General features: G+C 54.4%; 8 protein-coding genes. 2 read left to right on the top strand and 6 right to left on the bottom strand.

Going from position 1 to position 18,583, the window contains the following annotated elements; translation table 11 throughout:
- Positions 1 to 309: 309 nt before the first annotated feature.
- Positions 310 to 2,163 carry a glycoside hydrolase family 2 TIM barrel-domain containing protein gene (locus VFU50_02175; GenBank protein ID HEU5231637.1) on the bottom strand — a complete coding sequence of 618 codons (1,854 nt, stop codon included), beginning with the start codon at positions 2,161 to 2,163 and terminating at the stop codon, positions 310 to 312.
- 159 nt (positions 2,164 to 2,322) lie between these two features.
- On the opposite strand from VFU50_02175, the gene VFU50_02170 reads away from it, so the two are divergent.
- Complete coding sequence (locus tag VFU50_02170) at positions 2,323 to 3,186, top strand: inositol oxygenase family protein (GenBank protein HEU5231636.1); 864 nt, start codon at positions 2,323 to 2,325, stop codon at positions 3,184 to 3,186.
- A gap of 70 nt (positions 3,187 to 3,256) precedes the next feature.
- On the opposite strand, the gene VFU50_02165 is transcribed toward VFU50_02170, so the two are convergent.
- The 3 genes from VFU50_02165 to VFU50_02155 all read right to left on the bottom strand — a co-directional run bounded on the left by VFU50_02165 (position 3,257) and on the right by VFU50_02155 (position 11,063).
- The gene (locus tag VFU50_02165; GenBank protein ID HEU5231635.1) at positions 3,257 to 5,050 is read right to left on the bottom strand and encodes a CRTAC1 family protein; all 1,794 of its coding nucleotides are present in this window, start codon (positions 5,048 to 5,050) and stop codon (positions 3,257 to 3,259) included.
- A complete protein-coding gene (locus tag VFU50_02160; GenBank protein HEU5231634.1) occupies positions 5,047 to 7,263 on the bottom strand; it encodes a tetratricopeptide repeat protein in 2,217 nt (738 codons plus the stop codon). Before VFU50_02160 ends, VFU50_02165 begins: the two co-directional genes overlap by 4 nt.
- A gap of 293 nt (positions 7,264 to 7,556) precedes the next feature.
- A complete protein-coding gene (locus VFU50_02155) occupies positions 7,557 to 11,063 on the bottom strand; it encodes a carboxypeptidase regulatory-like domain-containing protein (protein ID HEU5231633.1) in 3,507 nt (1,168 codons plus the stop codon).
- 360 nt (positions 11,064 to 11,423) lie between these two features.
- On the opposite strand from VFU50_02155, the gene VFU50_02150 reads away from it, so the two are divergent.
- On the top strand, positions 11,424 to 12,563 hold the full coding sequence (locus VFU50_02150; GenBank protein HEU5231632.1) for a tetratricopeptide repeat protein: 1,140 nt from the start codon (positions 11,424 to 11,426) through the stop codon (positions 12,561 to 12,563).
- On the opposite strand, the gene VFU50_02145 is transcribed toward VFU50_02150, so the two are convergent.
- A complete protein-coding gene (locus VFU50_02145) occupies positions 12,538 to 14,253 on the bottom strand; it encodes a CRTAC1 family protein (protein ID HEU5231631.1) in 1,716 nt (571 codons plus the stop codon). The genes VFU50_02150 and VFU50_02145 overlap by 26 nt on opposite strands.
- 83 nt (positions 14,254 to 14,336) lie before the next feature.
- The gene (locus VFU50_02140) at positions 14,337 to 18,125 is read right to left on the bottom strand and encodes a carboxypeptidase-like regulatory domain-containing protein (protein ID HEU5231630.1); all 3,789 of its coding nucleotides are present in this window, start codon (positions 18,123 to 18,125) and stop codon (positions 14,337 to 14,339) included.
- Positions 18,126 to 18,583: the final 458 nt, after the last annotated feature.

Raw genomic sequence — 18,583 nt, 5'->3', positions numbered from 1 at the left:
ATGTCCGCGTCCCGAGCAAGCGCCGGTGCTACGGTTGCTGGGGTGGATTTATGCGTGGGCGATTCTTTAGCGTCGCCCGTATGTCGAGGTATTGAATTGCAGCTTTAGCCGCGGGCTTGGTTTTGTTGGGATGTAGATCAAAATCGCAAAAACGCCCCGGCTAAAGCCGCAAGCGAGAGCAACGTTTAAAACGAGGCGAAAGCCTCGCCTAGGGATAAATCCGTGGGCTCCGCCAAAGGCTTTGCGTGGGAAATGCGTAGGCTCTCACCAAAAGCTTTGCTTCGTGAATCTGCTAGGTTGGGTAATCAATTAATCCGCCTTGCCGACCGTTTTGTTCTTATAGGCATTCTGCAGAATGTAGAAGGCTTTCTTTCTTTCGCCGTGTTCCGAGATGAGGCCCTTGCGGTTGAAGAAATCCTGAATGCCCGGCAGCGGACGACGCGGTGAACGGAAGTCCATCAGAATCCACGGACTCATGCCGCGCAACTGGCGAATGTGATTCAGCATGACGAGCTGGTGCTGATAGATGTTCGCCTGATACTCTTCCGTCCAACGCTCATCAGGCGAGCCGTGCAGGCCGTACTTTGCGTCGCCACCGAATTCGCTCACGATTACGGGCTTCTCGTAGCGGATGTCCCACTCGGTGTGGTCGGCATCTTCCGGCTTGTGTTCGTACCAGCCGATGTACTCGTTCATGCCGATCACGTCGAGCGCTGCTCCAAGAGGATCATCGACGATCTTCTTCATGCCTTCGGTACGAACGAGCAACGCCGCGGTGACCAGCCGCGTGGGATCATCTTCGTGCGCATTACGGACGAGGGTTTCCAGAAATCGTGTACGGGTTGGATTGTTGGGAGTTTCATTTGCTACCGACCACAGGATGACCGAGGCTTTATTCCGATCGCGTCGAATCATCTCATGCAATTGCTGTTGCGCTTTGGCGAGCACTGCAGGATTGTCAAACTGCACAGCCCAGTACGTGGGAATCTCCGACCAGACAAGAATGCCCGTTTTGTCGGCGAGACGCGTCATGCGCTCGTCATGGGGATAGTGAGCAAAGCGCGCGTAATTGCCGCCGAGCTCTTTTATCCAGCCGAGAAGCGTTCGCGCATCTTCATCTGAATATGCGCGCCCGGTGCGATATGGCGCTTCGGCGTGCACGCAAATGCCACGCAGAAAGATCGGTTCGCCATTCAGCAAGATTTGAGTGCCGCGAGTCTCAATGGTGCGAAATCCGATGTCGTCCTCGAGTGAATCCTGCCCAGAGCGAATTGTTACTTGATACAGCTTGGGATTTTCTGGCGACCACAGCTGCAAATTGGCCGCATGGAACGAAACTTTGGCGCGACCGTCGCCTCCTGTTGTTGCCGTCTGCGCCAGGCGCTGTTCGGGAATCTCAACCGTGACCTGTGCACCGGGAACCGCACCCTCGACGTGCACCCAGCCTTCTAGTTCTGTTTTGCTACCACGCCTGAGCTGCAACGTGTAGTCATCGATGAAGGCTTGCGGCACTTCGACCAGCGACACATCGCGCGTGAGTCCGCCGTAGTTCCACCAATCAGTCTGCAGAGTAGGAACACCATCGGCTAGGCGCGTGCTGTCGACCGCAATCACGGCGAAGTTGCCGCCGTCGTGCAGGAGATTCGTTACCTCGCAATCGAACGGAGTGAAGCCGCCTTCGTGCTCGCACGCCTTCTGGCCATTGATCCAGACGTAAGAGCGATAGTTCGCGGCGCCCACATGAAAGAAGACGCGCTTCCCCGGCGCATGCTGGAAATCGAAATCTTTTTCGTACCAGATTGGGCCTTCATAAAAAAAGAGCGACTCGCGTTGGGTATTCCAATCCCCAGGAACGTGCAAAGCGGGAGACTTGGAAAAGTCATATTCAATCGGAGGTCCGCCCGGCTGCTGCTTCTCGTTTTTGAAGTAGCCGTTGTCGCGCAGCTTGCCGTGAAAGCCATACAGCCCAGTTGCGTACGGATCGACGATCGTGTGCCAGTCGCCATCGAGGCTGACTGTGTGCCGATGATCAACATCGACTAGCAGAGTAGAACTGTTCGGCGCAGCCTCCGGTGTTTGCGCCTGCATTGGAGCCAGAAAGCTGCCGATTAGAATTGCAAGCAATAGTTCAATTTGCCGCATCCATTCTTGTGTGGTTCGCAAGGGTCCTCCGTCCAATGGTGTCCTAGATCATTGAAAAGAGGCAGTTTACACCTTCAGTTACCAGCAAGCGTAACAGCGTGGAAATTTCTGGCGCGGCTACAACCAATAGGCCTACAATAAATATCGAAACGTTTTGGTACATTCTCCGGGAGAGATCGCATGAGCACCGTAAATACCAGCCCAGTCACTGAACCGCTTTCCAACATGGATCAGTGGGAGGACTTCGTTCAAGGCCGCTACAAAGAAGGCAAATCGGAGTCGGAGTTCCGCCAGTATGACGAGAAGGCGAACCCTGGTGTTGCCGAATTCTATCGCCTGAACCATCAGCATCAGACCGTCGATTACGTGCTTGGAAAAGAGAAGCAGTACTTTGGTTTAACTCGCGGAAAAAAGAGTGTGTGGGAGGCGGCTGAGTATCTGAACACGCTGGTAGATGACAGCGATCCCGACACGGATCTCACCCAGCTCGAACATTTGCTCCAGACCTCCGAAGCCATCCGTCGTGATGGCCATCCACGCTGGATGGTGCTAGTGGGCTTCGTACACGATCTCGGTAAGTGCCTGTGTCTCTACGGCGAGCCGCAGTGGGGAGTAGTAGGAGATACATTTCCGGTCGGCTGCGCGTGGTCTGATCAGATAGTCTTCCCTGAATACTTCGCTGCAAATCCCGACGCAAAGGTTCCCGAATACCAGACCAAATACGGAATCTACGAGCCAAACTGCGGCCTCGAAAACGTTCACATGTCGTTCGGACACGATGGCTACATCGCCGAAGTCATGAAGCCGTATTTACCTGACGAAGCTCTCTACATGTTGCGCTTCCACTCCTTCTACCCCTGGCACCGACACGGAGCTTACAAGCATTTAGAGAACGAGAAGGATCGGGCAATGCTCCCATGGGTGCAGAAGTTCAATCCGTACGACCTTTACTCCAAAGGCCACACGAAGCCCGATTTGAAACAGTTGAAGTCGTACTACGACGAGTTATTTGCGGAGTTCCTGCCAGAACAATTGGCGTGGTAGTCACACTTCAGCGATAAACGGTGCTAACGCCACTGAGGAGAAAAGCTAGCTCTCTCAGTCGAACAGAGTCTCAAGGGTTGTGTTTTCCTGCGGCAGGCCGAATGTCTGCTGCAGGAACAATTCCCTTCCCTTCCAGAATGCTATAGAACTTATCCGGGGCCAAATCCTTCAACCTATCCACGGTTCCCGAAGGCCAGCGAATCTCAACAGAATCGATCCTTGTCGCGCCTGCAATCCCAAAATGGATTCTGAGATCGTTTTGGGAAAGATAGCTGCCGCCACTGTGAACCTCATCAGTTTGTGTCGTCCCGCCGGCAACGATCTTAATGCGAGCGCCGATTGCTGCACGATTGCTCTTTGTTCCGGCCAGCTCAAAGCTAACCCAATGACGTCCACGAATGCCACGATTCCGCAACAGCATCGGAGACGCATCGAGGTCTTCGATTACGACATCCATGTTGCCGTCGTTGAAAAGATCCCCCACTGCGAGTCCACGAGAAACGCGTTTCTCCAGGAGAGCTGGCCCAGCCTGTGAGCTAGCATCACAGAAGGTGCCATCGCCCTGATTAACATTCAAGATTTTCGGTTGTTTATAACCGCCGGTTTGCGGCGAGCTTTCCACCTGCGGATAAACGTGACCACTTACTGTAATTAAATCGAGCCAGCCATCGTTATCTAAATCTACGAAAGCCGTTCCCCACTTAACCCACGGTAATGATGGAAGTGCAACACCCGACGGGTAGGAGACATCCCTGAAATCGTAGTTGCCGTTATTTCGATATAGAGTGTCGTAATCGCCCGAAAAATTCGTGGCATAGATCGAGGGCAGACCGGAATGATTGTAGTCGCCAATGGCAATCCCCATCGAAGCCTGTTCTGAACCATCTTCGCTGACGGCCGTTCCCGATTCGAGACCGATGTCGGTAAACTTGCCATGGCCATCATTGCGATAAAGAAAGTTGGGAGTGGAGTCATTAGCGATATAGATGTCCGGACGTCCCGAGTTGTTGAAGTCTGCCCAAACTACACCCATGCCGTAATAGCCGGCAGCATCTTCCACTCCCGCAGACTTGGTGACGTCGGAGAACGTGCCGTCCCCGTTGTTGTGAAATAGCGAATCGCCGGCGCCTTTTAATCCTCGCGGTCCGCACTGTACATCGATGCCCGCATACTTGCAGGTAGCGCTGCTTCCGAATTCGGGAAGATCGTTGAGACGAAAATCGACGTAATTTGCGACCATCAGATCGACAAATCCATCATTGTCGTAGTCGCCGAACGCCGCCCCCGTAGACCAGCGTCCATCTCTTACGCCTGCCTTGCTGGTGACATCACTGAAAGTGCCGTCGCCGTTGTTGCGATAGAGAACATTTCCGCCAAAGCAGGTCACGTAGATATCTGGCCAGCCGTCATTGTTGTAATCGGCTACAGCCCCGCCCATCGCGAAGCACGGAGTTCCGACGCCTGCCTTATCGGTGACGTCAGTAAACGTCCCATCGTGATTGTTGTGATACAAGGCGCTTCGGCTCTTTTGATTCTTGAGCGCCATGTCCACGCTTGGAGAATTGGTGAAGTAGATGTCCGGCCAGCCATCGCGATCGTAGTCAATTAGCAGCACACCTCCACTCATCGACTCCAAAATGTATTTCTTTTCCGGAGCTGCCGTGTGCTTGAACTCAATGCCCGATTTGGCCGTGACGTCGTCAAGCTGCGGAACTTGTCGATCGTGGCAAACGGAACGCTTTGCTCCGGGAGGAGGTGGACTGGGAGTCGGATGACCACCCTGTCCGGTAAGCGATGGACTCATCAGCAGCGCAAAAGCAAACAGCAGAACGCTTGTGAACGTCTTTCCGAATGGCATCATCATTGAGGAGGGGCCGACTCCGAGGATAGTGGGAGTTTTCTTCCGACCGTTCTGGCTTTAGCCTGCTTGTAGAGCGCCAATTCCCTGTCGGCATCCTGCAACCGCGCTGCCTTTCTGTAGGCCGCCTGAAGCTGGTAGTGGATGTAATCTTTCTCAGGTGCGGCACGCTCGGCTTGCTCCAAGTGCCGAGTCGCTTCATCGATCTTCCCTTCTTCCAACAGAATCTTCCCGAGCTGATACTGAGCATCGGCGTGATCCGGGTCCGCCGCCACTACCGTGCGCAGCAAGTCCACACTCTTATCGCGCTCTGACTGGAGCAGATACGCGTACGCCAAGTTGTACTTCGAATCGTTGTCATCCGGAGAGAGTTTGAGTTCCGCCTCGAATTCCGCTTCCGCATCTGTGGGACGACCTTGATAGATGCGGGCAAGCCCAGCATTGTAGTGGGCCTTTGCCAAGGATGGATCGATACTTAAGGCACGATGAAAGTCGTCGATTGCGCGAGCGTAATCGCCGATCTGACTCCAGGTTTGCCCAACAAGCAAGAGCGTATCGGGCGGAAGCTGGCGAGTTTCGAGTGCGTTCAAAATTGCAGCCGACTTTTGCGTCTCGCCGATCTCTGCGAGAGATGCCGCCCACGGATAAGCGATCCCTGTTTGATTCGTTGCGGCGTCCCTCAAAGAAGAGAATGTCCTCGCCGCCTCGCGATACGCGTGGCTTGAGAAGTACGTCAGCCCAAGCATCTGGCGCGCCGAAATATCTTTCGGATCTGCTTTCACCTGGTTGGATAATGCTGGGATCGCAGCCTGATAATTCCCAATTTTGAACGCGGCAACGCCTAAATTGCGATTGGCTCCCGGCGTATCCGCCTCCCAATCGATTGCCTGCCGAAAATGCTCGAATGCGCTTGCATAGTCGCCGGTGCGCGCTTCCGAGGTTCCGAGATCGTTGAAGCTGCTGCCAAGAATTGTTCGCAAATATTTTTCTTCCTGCTCGGCCTGCTGCTTTTCCTGATTGCTTAGCTTGGCCTTGGAAAGATCGAATTCGTCAGAGGCCCTGGCAAAAGAGACATCCGGAATCGCCTGCTGCTCCTGCCCCTTTTCCAAGAGCGGAACCACCGCTCCCATTCCGGGAGTGCTACCTTCGGATGCGAGAATTCTGGAAACATTCTGCTGGCTGGCTTTTAACGCGGTATCCAGCAGTTGCCGTGACTTCGCGAAATCCGCTTCGGCCGCTCCCCTTCTGCCGGTCGCGAGCTCGATGCGTCCAAGAGCGATGTACCCCCGGCGTATGTCGTAGTCGCTTCTGGATTCGTTGCTCCCCGTAATCTGAATCGCCTTGCGAATAAGGGCCTCGGCTTTTCCGTAATCGCCACGTCCATACGCATTCAGCCCCATATACAGAGGAGGCTCGGGCCAGTCGGAAAATCCTTGGGCCGCGATGGTTAAGTATCGATCCGAAACTTCATATTGCTTTTCACCAGAGGCAAACATTCCCAGGAGGTAATTTGCAAGATAATCCCTGCCGTTGAGCTCTAATTCTTGCTGGAATAGTGCGCGGACTTCCGGCGTCGGCACCCACTCGTTTCTCATCAGCAACAGCAGTCCGAGGAAGTAGTGCGCATGCGGTTCGCTGGGATCGATAGCGATTGCTTTACGGAACTCACGCTCAGCATCGTCCGGATAGTCCTGCTCGCGGTAGGCGCGACCGAACATCAGATGGACGTTGCCGGTGTTTCCCAAGTTCTTGGCGATGTCCTGGAAGACCAATTCCGCCCTGTCCTTCTTCTTTGCGGCGAGAAAGCAGATCGCGAGGTTGTAAGCGGTTTCTGTATCACCGCGGAGCTTGAGTGAATGCGCCAAGGCTTCTGCCGCCCGGTCGTACTGCTTCTGCTGCATCCACGCGCTGCCTTCAAGGCGCCAGGCAATTGCGTTTCCCGGCTCTGAAAATAAAACCTTCTCAGCTTCTCCCAATGCGTCATCCGGTTTCTTGAGTTGTAGATAGGCCAAGGCCAAACGCAGGTGCTTATAAGGAACATCTTCAAACGATGTCGATTGCTGATAAAGATCGACAGCTTGGGAAAATGCGCCTTCAACCATCCGCAGCTCTCCGATTTGTTGCAGTCCAAAAGCAATCACTCTCTCGGCTGCCCCGTTGATCAATTTTGGATCGCCGCTCTGAAGCGCAGCTTTGGAAGCTGCAAGTCGGTTGTCCAACTCTGCCTGTAACTGAGCACTTGTGGGAGTTTGGCCGCTTGCCGAGGCAGAAACATGTGGGTTGGAAGGTGCGGGTTTCGCCGAGGTCCCAGCGTGCTGCGTGGCGGCGCAGGGCACCACGATCAAGATGAAAAGAACGGTGAATAACGTCGAGAACGACAGATCCAAAAAGTGCGATGTCGAAAGAGAGGGCCTATACGGCTCGGGGTGCACAGCCAAGTATTTCCTGGAGAGTGAATCAAAAATAAACGGCGGGACTTGGAAGGTCAAGTCCCGCCGTGAGTTTCCAAGAATCAAAAGATGAATTTGATTCCGTATTGGATTTCCCTTCCACCTTTGGTCAGCGTGGACTGACCAAAAGTATTGTTTCCTGTAAACGTCGTGTTTGTAATCAGGTTATTTGTTGGGCTGCACGGCGCATTCCCGCAAGCAATGTTATAACCGCTGCCGAATGTCGTGTTGATCAGATCACCCCTGAAGTTGGGATGATTGAAGGCGTTAAAGGCATCCAGACGGAATTGCACGCGCAGCTTTTCAAGGGGCTGGAAGTTCTTGTACAACGCAAGATCGAAATCCACGTTATTCGGACCCAGGCAAGCGCCACGAGGAGCGTTCCCGATCGTGCCGAACCTAAATCCGGTAAAGGTGAAAGCTGCCGGATTGAAAATCTGATCGCCATTTCTCCCGGAAGTGCAAGAGACACCAGGAACCACGTCAGGACGAAGGTTGTTCGTGTAGCCGGTTCCCGAGAGACTGCCCAGTTTGGTTCCACCGAGGTCGCTAGGAGTGGTTGCAAAGATTGTCGTCGAATTGCCCTGCTCGGCGGTGGTGATGGTATTGAATTCCCAGCCGCCCAACGTGCTCTTCACAAAGCCGTTCGCATCGGTCAGCTTCGGCAGATAGAACACTGCATTGGCCACGAAAATGTTCGGACGATTGATGGTCGAGTTTCCACGATCCAGGCGCGTGTTGGTAAGGTCAGTGAACGCCGGAGGGTTGATGCCACCCGACGAATCATCCAAGGCAAACGTGGCGATGGAATGGGACCAAGTGTAAGAGAGTTGCAAGTTCGAATGGTTCCCCAACCGTGACCGGAGCAACACCTGCAAGGCGTCGTAATAAGAATCGCCATTCCGGCTGAAGAAGCTGATGGTGCCATAGTTGGCAGCAGGGCGCAGTTTGTTCACGGCACCCGCATCGGTGAGAAACGCCGCTTGCACGCGACTCGCCAGCGGGACTTGATTCAGATCGTAGTAGCTGGTCAGGTGAATGCCACGGTTCCCGACATACGCCAATTCCAGGGAGGTATCTCTAGCCAACTGTTGCTCGACCGAGAAATTCCACTGCCAGGAATTTGGTGTCACGCCACGCGGATCTTTGCCGTGCGCCCCCGAGCCGCCTAGGATCGCGGGAGTCAAAGCCGGCGCCGAATCCAGTGGCCGGTTAAGCGTTGCCGTGAGAGCGAACGGAGCCGTATTGTTCAGTCCTACTTGTGGGCTTACGCGCTCGCGCTGATAGAACTGTCCGACGCCGGTCCTGATCGCTGTCCTTCCATTTCCAAAGATGTCCCAGGCGATGCCAAGACGAGGTGCGATGTCATGATCATTGTTGCTTACTAGAGCGTTGTTCACTCCAGGAGTTCCAGAGCTGAAGGCGGTCCCGTACTTCTGATTAGCGGCGCTGCAGAAGTTCGTACCGGGAACAATGACTACTCCATTGCAGAGATCCGAAGCCGGTTTGCTGGGATCGTAGGCTGCGAGGCTGAACGATGCCATGCGCCCATCCGCTGCATAGGGCTCACGCAGGAACGACCAGCGGAAGCCGTAGTCGAGCGTCAGATTGCGTGTGGCTTTCCACGTGTCGCCTACATAGAACTCGTAATCGCGCCAACGGCCCTGGTCGGTTGGATTAATGTCCTGCTCCGCCACGTTCGTGAAGACGGATGACGGGCTTAGCAGCGTAGCGAGAGCATTTCCGGTTCCGCGCGTTACCGCCCAATCTTGGGCTGAGCCGAATACTGGTTGATCCTGTCCTCCGTATTGATCTTCGTTCTTGGAGTTATAACTGAGGTACACGCCAGCTTTATAGACGTGATTTCCATGAACCTTCGACACGTCATCGCGGATAGCGTACAGGTCCATGTTGTTGCCATACGGAGCGATTGACCAAATGTTTGGAGCCCCGAAGTTGGCATAGGGAGCGAACGCACCACCCCAGAAGGTTGGCGTTCCTCCCGCGAGTTTCCCGCTCTTCGGAAAGACAGTCGGAATCGCCTGGTTCATTTGCGCAGCCAAGCCCGGATTGTCTCCTCCGACAGTCGTGATAATCGCATTTCCGGAATACGAGAATTGCGCCTCATTGACGAGCGTATTGGTAACGCTAGACGTCAGCTTTGCTACCGCGCTCTTCGAGGGTTGCTTCCAATTTCCTTCAATCGCCGGGAACGGATCTTCTCCCCACAGACCCGATGGAGCATCGTTGGGGAAATCGTTCCACCAGTGATCTTGCGTGTAGCGGAAGGTGGCTGCGTTCTTCGGAGTGATGTTCCAATCGACGCGAGCATTTTCCTGCCGGTAATAGAGAGGCGATCCTAAGGAAGCAAACCAGTTATTTCCTCCCGTTGCGGCCGATGGAGTGACGTTCGGCAGAGGAAGCTCCTGCGCAATCAACAAACCGACCGGGCTCGGATTAGCGAGCTTGAACGGATTGCCTGCAGCTTGATCCGCAGGCAAAAGATTGGGCTGAGTCGCACCGCAATTAAGTGTCCCACTAAAATCTCCGGCTCTTTCCGCTGCCGAAGGCACGCAGTTTTCGCGAGTGTAGCCGCGAATCTCTCGATTGAGTTCTTCGCTGTAGAAGAAAAACAGCTTGTCCTTCTTTATCGGACCACCCAAAGCTAATCCGAGATCATTGCGGCGAAGCTCGTCCTTGCCATTATTGGGCAAGTTCAACCCCTGCGCACGGACCGCTGCTTCATGCCGTGCAGCAAAGTATTCGTCTGAGTTCAGGAAATCGTTGCGGCCGTCGTAGCTCACCGAGCCGTGAAACGCGTTTGTTCCTCCGCGGGTAACGATACTGACCACTGCTCCTGACGCATCTCCGTACTCCGGGCCATAAGAGTTGCGGAGCATTTTGAATTCGGAAATAGCATCCAGAGACGGGTAGACCAGGATAGTCCGGTTCGAACCCACATCGTTATTGTTAGCTCCATCGACCAAGAACAGATTGTTAGTGGTTGGATTTCCGTTGACGGAGAAATCCACTCCGGCGAGTAGGCCCTTGTTGATCGTCGAGAAATTGTTGGCGGCGGAAACTCCAGGCTGCAATTGGGTGAGCTCTACAAAGCTACGCCCATTGAGCGGCAGCTCGCGCACTTGCTGGCCGTCGACTACCTCCCCGAGCGCTGCGCTATCGGTCTGTACCTGAATTGCGTTCGCTTCGACGTTAACGACTTCCATCGTTCCGCCGGGGGTCAGCTTGGCATCCGCACGTCGAGTGCTGGCCACATTCAAAACGACGTTGCTTTGTTTGTATTCCTTAAATCCGGAGTTCTTGACGCTAATGGTGTATATGCCCGGATCCAGATCAGCAAACGTGTAGTTTCCCTGAGCATCTGCCGTCGCCTGACGCATCGCTCCAGTGCCGACGTTTGTGGCAGTGATCGATGCCCCGACGATGGCAGCCCCGGTTGGGTCCGTCACAGTTCCGGTAATCGTGCCGCTGGTTTTCTGTGCGTAAAGGACGGAGCCCGTCAGAAGAACGGAAACGATGAGCGACAGCACGCGTGCGCTTGTGCGCATACAACCCTCCAATCGAGAAGTGAACTAGCTAGCCGGTAAAGCTAATGGCTTGGCCGCTTTCTTTAACTCCCCACGGCCCTCAGTCCGCCTGCAGTTTCCAACAAATCGATTTAGTAGCGGCGGTCGGGCGTAATTAAGCTGCATAGGAGGATTCGTTGTCAAGATTTTTCTTCCGAGCGTGACCGGTTGGAACCTACCTACACCGCGACACCTCCCGCCGAGAACCAAAACGCCACCTGAAAACCACATTCGCTCCGGCGTTTGAGCTCGTGGTTGGTACGAGAAGAATGCGCGATGTTAAGAGCCGCTCGATTCGCCTCAGCGCCATAGTTCCGGTTACCCAAGCTATACTGCTGGCAAATGCGCCGTTTGCTGATCGCAGCCATAATCTTGATGTCTGGTTGTTTTGCCGACGGTCAGCAGGTCAGTCCACAAGAGCTCTTCCATGAAGCAGAGCAAGCGCAGCAGGGGGGAGACAACGCGCTCGCACTCAAGAAGTATCAGCAATTGGTTCGGCTTCACCCTGAAATAGTGGCGGCTCATGCCAATCTTGGCGTGGTGCTTGCTTCTTTAGGACGCTACGACGAAGCCATCGCGGAATATCGTCTGGCGCTCCACCAAGCGCCAAACACTCCTCTGCTTGTTCTTAATCTAGGCCTCGCTTACTACAAAAAACACGACTTCGCAGGAGCGGCGGATCAGTTTGCTCTGCTTCATCAACAGGATTCGAACGATATACGAGTGGCAACGTTGCTGAGTGACTGCGACGTGCAACTCGGCCGGCCTGAGCAAGCCGTTTCTATTCTGGAACCGCTGGAGAAGACGAACGCGGACAATTTGGATCTCGACTGGGTGCTAGGAAAAGCGCTGATTGGCAGTGGCCACCACCTGGAGGGCGTGGCACGCGTTCAAAAAGTAGCCGAAAAGAGAGACAGTCAAGAAGCCTACCAACTTGCTGCCCAGTCCTACCTCAGTCTGACTTTCTTTGCCGAAGCGAAGCGCGATGCCGAAGCGCTCCTGCACCTGAATCCAAAATCCTCAGCGGCATACACGATCCTTGGCATGATCGCCGATTACGCCGGCAATGCCAAAACGGCGGCGGAAAACTATCGGAAAGCACTCGAACTCAATCCCAAGGAGTCCGATTTGCGTATTCACCTTGCCAGTGCACTCATCGATTCCGGCGATCTCAAGGCGGCCCGACAGCAACTCAAGCAAACGCTGGAATCGCAGCCGAATTCATCCGGAGCGCTTTACCACCTTGCAAGAATTGAAAAGGCACAGGGGAACGCAACAGCCGCGCTATCCGACCTTGAGGCTGCGGAGCATCGAGACCCGCAGTGGCTCTCGCCTCACATCGAATTAGCGGCGCTCTACTATCGCCTGAAGCGGCCAGCCGACGGTGATCGCGAAAAAGCCATCGTGGATCAACTGAGAGAGCAAGAGCGCAAGCGTCGGGCAGAGGCTCACGTGATCACTCCGCAGGTTCATCCACAGTAAGAACACGGTCGCCGGCGATCTTGTGTAAGGTTTGCACGAGGCCTGAAGGCCACCGAATTTCAACAGAATCCGCCTGTTTTTCATTGCCCAAACCAAAATGGACCGGGCCAAGACTCGATGACGCGTATCCCACACTACTCGTCATGTGATTGAACTGAACAGCCGTTTTTGTGACAACCTTTATTGCTGCACCAATACCATCTCTATTGCTCCTCTTTCCTCGAAGCGAAACGTCGAGCCAATGTCCCGACGATTCTGTGCGGTTGATCCAAATCTCGGCCGGCCTTAGGAGTGCAGTGCTGACTACATCAACCCTGCCGTCGCCATCGAAATCGCCGAAGGCACAGCCACGATGTCTTGCAGGAGATGCGGCAGTAAGTCCAGCTTCCACGGTTAGCCCTTCCCATTTACCTGACGTACCCAGGTTGCGAAATACTGAGTTGTACTGCTCGATTTCCATGCCCGGCTTTGCACGTGCCTCAACGTGACCGCGCGTGACAAAGAGGTCCTTCCAGCCATCATTGTCAAAATCGAATAGTCCAGGCCCCCAGCCGCCCATCGACGCGCTCAGATTCCGCATCCCACTCGAGATCGTGATCTCGTTAAAACCGCGACCCTGATCGTTACGCCAAATCGGGAATGTTTGGTGATTGAGAGCGACCGTAATTATGTCTGGATATCCGTCGTTGTTGATATCGCGGAAATCCACACCCATTCCCGAAATGAAATTCCCTCCTTCCACCAACGCGACTCCGTCCTGCAGTCCGACCTCTTCAAACTTCTTTCCGGTGTTGTGAAAAAGATAGTTGTAGTAGATGTCGTTTGTAACAAATAGGTCCTGCTTGCCATCGAGGTCATAGTCGGCCACACCGATACCCATGCCTTTGCCCACGGATTTCCGGAGACCCCACGCTTCAGACACATCCTCGAATTTGCCATTACCTTTATTCAGGTATAGCTGGCTGGGCGAGCCTTTGTAGAAATTGGGACTGCAGTAGTCCCATCGGCCTTCTACTCCGCACAGCGGCTCCTTTGCGTAGTCCCATTGCAGATAGTTAATGACGACCAGATCCAGCAAGCCATCGTTATTGACGTCGACCCATGCAGCGGCAATAGACCAAAGCGGCCCGTATTCCGGATCGTTCCATCCATCCAGTCCCGCCTTTCTTGTTACATCTGTGAAAGTGCCATCTCCGTTGTTGTGGTACAGAGTGCGACCGTGAACTCCGCACAGGAAAATGTCGGGATAGCCATCATTGTCGTAATCGGCAACCGCGACGCCGATGTCATATCCGGTTCCAGACAAGCCTGCCTGCTTTGTGACCTCAGTGAATTTGCCATTGCCGTCATTCCGAAAGAGTCGATTGGAATATTTCGGCGAATCTTTCTTCAACGTGGCTATGTTTGCGCCGTTGGTGAAGAAAATGTCGGGACGACCATCTTTGTTGTAGTCGAAGACGGCGACTCCGCCGGCCATGGTGGAGGGCTCATGCGGACTCTGTAGCGTTTCATCAGTTTCAACTTGGAACGGGAGCGTCTGCAGTTCGAATTTGATCGTGGGCGTCGGGGATGGAGCAGTGTCGGCATTCAACAAGTGTCGAAATGGGAATGCCAAGAGCGCGCCACCCAGCAGTGCGATGGCTGTACGCCGCGATAGAGGAAGAGAGAATCGGGAGGACCAGACGCGCATCAGCTCTCTATGCGACACAATATCGAAAAAGAGGGGATGGCGCTAACCATCCCCTTTGCCATGACTCGTTTCGAACACCCCCGTCAGAACGAATACTTCAAAGCAAGCTCGACCGTTCTGTTGCCGTATGAATACAGCGGAGTACCAGTGGTTTTGGAGTTCGTGTTAACGAATTGAGAAGCCGACGTGCACGTCTGACCAGACGGACAGCCCAAACTCAGATTCACGTCACTGCCTAGCCCGAACTGCTGATTCGGGTGGTTGAGAATGTTGAACGCCGTAAGCCGGAATTCAACTTTCTGGCGTTCAGTCACTCTGAAGTCCTTGTAGACACCTAGATCAGTGTCAAAGTATGCCGGACCAACGATCGTAGGCCAAACGGTCGGGCCATTCGTTCCGCGAGTAGTGGGAACTGTGAAGCAGCTCGTATTGAAGAACTTCCCGCCACCGTTTCTTGGATCACAGGTCAGGTACGGTTCAAGCACCATGCCATCGGTGCCAAGGATGCTCTGATTGCTGACGCCGCCCGGGTAGCCAATGTTCAACGTTCCGTTGGTCAATGGTTGAAGCGGGGGTCCGCTCTGCAGTTGCAGAATGCCGGAGACTTTCCATCCGTTTACAGCCTGGCCGAAAAACGCATTTTCATGGATTGGGCTCGGCAGACTGAGCACATACGAGGCATTAAACACGTGGAACCTGTTGTAGGCGAGAGTGCCATAGTTGTTCCGCAGGTTGAACGCATCAACCGAAGCGCCCGCACCCTGACCGTTGTCATTGTTGCCGTCACGGATTCCTAGAGTATGGCTCCAGGTGTAATTGAGATTGAAGACTGCGGGTCCTGTCTGCTTCATCCACTGCACTACCAGACCGTTGTAATTGGAGTAGCTGCCGTGGCGCAGCGCATACAGGCCATTGCCGTAGTCGTAGGGGCGGAAGTCTGGTATTGCGCTGGATGGGGGAGCGCCATTATCGCAAGTCGCGCTTGCCGCACCCTGACAGAAGTACGTAATTCCTGTCACGGGATCGGGCTTGAAAAGCCCACCTACCGGAACGTAATTGATCTGCGCAAGACCTATGCCGCCGTTGCCGTTTGGAGAAATCAGCAGATCGCGGCTGCGATTGCCGACATACTGGATTTCAAAATGGGAACGCCAGGGAGCCTGCTGGTCAATGATTACGTTCCAGGTTTGCGTATAAGGCGTTGCGTCATCACCGGCGAGCATACCGCCGTAGTTGGTTGTGTTTCTGGCGCCTGCTGCGGCAGCCCCGCAAGCTCCCAGAGAAGCAAGTGAGCTAAAAGTGCAATTGCTGGTGAAGTTCTTCAGACCCAGTGGAGCATCCAACATGCCACCGGCGGTCACGCTGTTATAAGCGACCTGGAAGCGATAAACACCAAAGCCTCCGCGCAACACTGTGTGACCTGTCCCAAAGATGTCCCATGCTACCCCCACGCGCGGATCAACATTGAGCGGCTTGCTGGACCAACCTGAAAGAGGAATGCTCGGATCTATGCCGTGCCAGACGAACCCAGCAAGAGGATTGGTGCTGGTCTTGCTGTAAGGTTGGATCGAGTTGCTGGGATCCCATACCATGATCCCCTGGTTTTCATTGGTGGGCGCCCATTGACCCTCGTGTTCAAAACGTATGCCATAACTCAGCGTTACGCGTGGGTGGATTTGCCACTTGTCCTGGTCGTAGAAGCTGATTTCGCTGTAGCGGACATTGTCAGTGAAGTTACTGCCGGCCTGGGTATAACTTACTGCGCGGCCCAGCAGCATGTCGGCATATAAGTTGCCTGTTCCAGTGGAGTTCCACGGATCGAATTCCCACTGTCCGACCGTTCCGCCGCCGCAACAGGCGCCTTCGGTTTGCACGTTGGCGTAACGAGCCCAGAAGAAGCCGTGCTTCATGCTATGGCGGCCCTTCACCCAACTGAAGTTGTCGGCAAAATCCGGTGTGTAGCTGTCCTTGCCTGCCGCGTTACCGTACCATTTCGGATTTGTTCCGAAAGAGGACGCTCCGAATCCGGCTGCCGTGGCCGAGTTTGCTGAGTTGCCGCCTCCGGGCGAGCAGCACCAACTGACGATGTCTGGAATCTGCGCCACTGGCTGCTGGAAGGGCGTTTTGACGTTGTAGTTATAGGTAGCGGGATCGGCTGCCTTCGGATTGGCTAATGTAACTGGGTTGATGAAATACGCATAGCCGAACGTCGCCTCATTCACCATCGTATTGCTGAGCGTGTTCGTGACTCCTACACTCCAGGCACGACTGAGTTGATTGGCTGGGGTTTGGGACGGATAAGGCACTGCATCGCCAGCCCACCACCACAGACCGATGTTGTTGATATCGCCTTCGGTCTGCCGAGTCAGACTCGCAAATGCTTTCATTTTTTCCGTGATGTTGACATCGCCACGGAGAGTTAGCTGGTTGCCGTTAACGGGAGGATTGTCCAAAAACTGGGAGTTAAAGCCACACGGTCTGCCGCTGCAATTTGCATTTGGATCAATGGATTGCAGTCCAGGCGCCCCCGACAGCAGCTTCATCAGGATCTGCCCGTTAGGATCAATGATGCTGGGAGAAATTCTGCTGCCCGTAACGGTAGGAAGAGGATTTGCTTTCGAGTCTGCGATGTTGGCTGCAACCGCGGCATCGTACGCAGCCGGAGAATAGGCAACCCCACCCGGACCATACAGCGTAATTTGGCTGGCATCGATGGCGCCCTGGCAGAACTTTCCGTAATTGCTCGCTCCCACTGCACCTGCATCACAGGGGAATTCGTTTGTGCCGTAGTTCGCTGAATAAGGCGCCATAGAGGCCGCGGTGAAATCGCCCGCCATCCACTGCGAGGTGGGCACGATGTACTTGTGGAGCGTTCCCGCTGATTGCTGCATGAGACGCTCGAAGCCAACGAAGAAGAATGCCTTGTCGTGATTCTTGTTGAAGCTCGTGCCCGGGAGGATGATCGGGCCACCGAGGTTGCCGCCGGGATACCAGTAGTGGTCGATCGGCTTCTTGACATTGTTGGCATTAAAGAATGAGTTGTTGGCATTCAAGCTGCCATTGCGCGCATAGCCATAGGCTTCTCCATGAAAGTCCCTGGTGCCTTGCTTACCGGTGGCGCTTACCGTGACCGGTCCGTGAGCGTACTCGGCGTCAAACGATGAGTTCTGAATCGTCAACTCGGAAGTCATGTCCTGGTTGACATTCGCAATCTGGGTTCCCTGATTACCAGCGTCCGTGATGACGGAGCCATTCATGATCAACTGCATGCCGCCATACGGCTGGGTGCCATTTGCGGAGAAGTTCCCAATCGGGCCGGAATTGATCTGTGTGGTGGCACTGTTCCATTGACTCTGACCGAGGCCGCTGTTCATCGCCATTGCAGGCATCAAGCGGATCAACTCCGCTGCATCACGGCCCTGGATGGGCATCTGACTCACCATCGTGTTGTTCAAGGTGGTGCTGCTGGCGCCTGAATCGACCGGGACCGGCGTGGCGACCTCAGTGACCGTGATTTCCTGCGCCTCCGATCCGGGCTTTAGCATGATGTTTGAAACTGTCCGGCTCTCGTGCTCGGAAAGCGTGATGCCGGTCAACTTATATGTGGAAAAGCTGCTGGAGGACACCGTTAAGTCGTATGTGCCCGGGAGCAGCGCGGGGAAGCTGAAGAATCCGGAACCATTGGATTTTGCAGTGCTGTTTGAGCCCGTGGCTTCATTCATGAGCGTGACTTGCGCACCGGCCACAACCGCGCCAGTCGGGTCTGTGACCGTGCCGCTCAACGAACCGGTTATCGTTTGACCATGGGTTGGCCGCTGCATGAGGAGAAGGGCCACACTCACGATACTGAAATAGGTAATCGCTTTTCTCACAGTCCCTCCAAATGGTTTTCAATTGCCTGCATGCTGCCGACGCACTTCCAACAATTGCATTTGTGGCGGACTACCAAGAACTGCCTTGGGTGCCGAGTGGGGTGCGAAGCTTTCTTGCGGAGCCGGTTGCAAGCGTAAGAGCTATTCACAGGCTTCGAGCTCTGGCAATGTTCCAAGTTCAATTCCGGGGGCCGGCCGAACTGCGCTTGTGTCGCGCGGCAATCTAAACCTTTAAGGCGGAACATTAAGCCCTGTCCGCTACGTCCCTGTCAAGTCTTTTGTGCAAAAGAAAATCGTTTTAGGAGAGGCTTTCCAAGAATCCGCACTGCATCGATAACCGTTGACAGCCCCAGCCGTGTGATTTACAACTGGCTCCCCTCCCGGGCGTTCTGCCTTGTGATTTCTAAAATGCGAAACATGAAGCCAAGTTCTAGACCGACATCACAGCCGAGACGGGC

This window comes from Terriglobales bacterium (genome assembly GCA_035764005.1).
GTDB lineage: Bacteria > Acidobacteriota > Terriglobia > Terriglobales > Acidobacteriaceae > Gp1-AA112.
Note: the sequence above shows the minus strand (reverse complement) of the source record. Positions and strands in the feature narration are given on the sequence as shown.